This is a genomic window from Nitrobacter winogradskyi (genome assembly GCF_006539545.1).
Taxonomy (GTDB): domain Bacteria; phylum Pseudomonadota; class Alphaproteobacteria; order Rhizobiales; family Xanthobacteraceae; genus Nitrobacter; species Nitrobacter winogradskyi_A.
Genome location: NZ_BJNF01000145.1, coordinates 1 through 1,804 on the forward strand (window position 1 = coordinate 1; position 1,804 = coordinate 1,804).

1 protein-coding gene is annotated in these 1,804 nt (G+C 55.8%); it reads left to right on the plus strand.

The genetic code is table 11. The features are described 5' to 3' along the window. Positions 1-338: 338 nt before the first annotated feature. Positions 339-1,559 (plus strand): hypothetical protein, encoded by a 1,221-nt coding sequence (locus NWI01_RS18530; protein WP_141385408.1) that lies wholly within the window; start codon positions 339-341, stop codon positions 1,557-1,559. Positions 1,560-1,804: the final 245 nt, after the last annotated feature.

The following is a 1,804-nucleotide window of genomic DNA, read 5'->3' on the forward strand; positions in this document are numbered from 1 at the left end:
CGCGGCGTAGCCGGGAGCGGAGCAACCGAAGACCAAGGCGTCAGCCCGAGTCGAGCATGGCGAGGATTGCGAGTACCCACCCTTTGACACGTCGTGGGGGCAGCGCCCCCAGTTTTCAATTGAAAACTTCATCGGCCAAAGGCCAATTCCACCTCTTCCTCTATAGGGATCAATTTAGGTTAAAATTCAGGAGGCCCATAGCATTAAACGCTCCATAACGAAGTTCTGCGGACGCGGGGATGACGTACCCTCCCAAGGTGGGCTATGCCGCTGACAGTGTATAGCTATAAATCTATATCCGGCTTCATACTCTCAACAATCCGGGATGGGGAGCGTTAATGCTGAAGTTTTCTTCTACCTGCCTGCTTGCAAGCGTACTGGCGGCTGCTTCGGCAATCGCCGCTCCGGACGATCCGCAAGTCAGGCTTGGGCCAGACGGAAAATCAGCGATCGAGGTCAGTAACCTGACCGCTACAACTGCATGCCCTACGGCGCGATCGACCGGAACGATCCTAAAGCGTCACTTTGAGGAAGGCCGCGGCTTCGCCGGCATTACCTTCAAGGACGACAAGTTCGGTGAGAGCTATATCAATCTCCGCGATCCAGGTACGATCGAGGACGAGAAGCTGCGAGCGTCAATCGTCTCGGCACTCGATAATCTGCTTCGAGAAGGCGAAAGGCTGGAGCTGATAGTCAAGAGCTGCGGCGCTGGCGGAAGGATCGAGAAGCTCGACGCTGCCCGCCACATAGTTGCCGTCCCTGCAACTGCCGCCACCATCTCTCCCACTGCGACGATGGGGCGGATTGAAGGTAGGTTAGCGTATCCCAGCGATTTTATTCCATCCGACCTCAACGCCTGCGCTGAGAATATCGACACCAAGGCGACCGTCTGCACGTCGAAGAAAATCAAGTTACCTAATAAAGGAGGAACAGGTTATCAGCTCAGCGTTCCTGCGGGCACCTATTATGTCTTCGCGATTTTACCGCTGGACAGCAAGGATAATTATAATAAAGACGGCTCTCGTGCCTACTATTCCGAATTAGTGACATGCGGTTACGACGCTAGAACTTGCAAGTCGCATGCCTTGATCCCGGTGGTGGTCGAGGCAGGAAAGACGGTGAAGAACATCTCGCCGGGCGATTATTACGACGATAAACAGGTGCGCCAACCCGTGCCGGAGGCAGTCAAAGGCGTCGGCAGCGCGCTCCTTGCAGCACAAACAGGCGGAGCGGCGCTTGAGCCGGGAGAATACGAGGGTACAGCAGATTATGGCGGCGATATCGTTTTATCCGTGAAAGGGGCCGACGCGGCTATCGAAGTTACCAAGCCGGGGTGTGTGGGGAACGCGGATGGCAAGTTGAAGAAAGTTCGCGCCGATCAATGGGAGATGCGTCCGGATTGGCCAGGCTGCGTGATCCGTTTTAAGCAGGATGGGAAGCGCGTTAAAATCAAGGAAGGTAATAAGTGCCATCCGCTTCACGGAACTTCATGCAGTTTCGATGGGTTGGTAAGTATCCAGCGAAAGCCGGTTGCTGATCGCCCGACACAAAATCAGTGATAGGATGGGCGACGACAAAATCTGATATTGGTTGTTAGAGCTGGCTTCGCGCTAGGTTAGTTGCGCTCAACCAAGTCCCGGTCGGCTCATCGTCAATCCCGTCGGAACCGGAATCCGCTTCAAACCCTTGCCGATCTCTCCGGCGCGTTCGCGCACCTTCGCCGCGTCATAGGCGGCCTGCATCCGCAGCCACGTCTCAGCCGTGCTGCCGATGACGATGTTAAGGCGCAAGGCCAGCTCGGGCG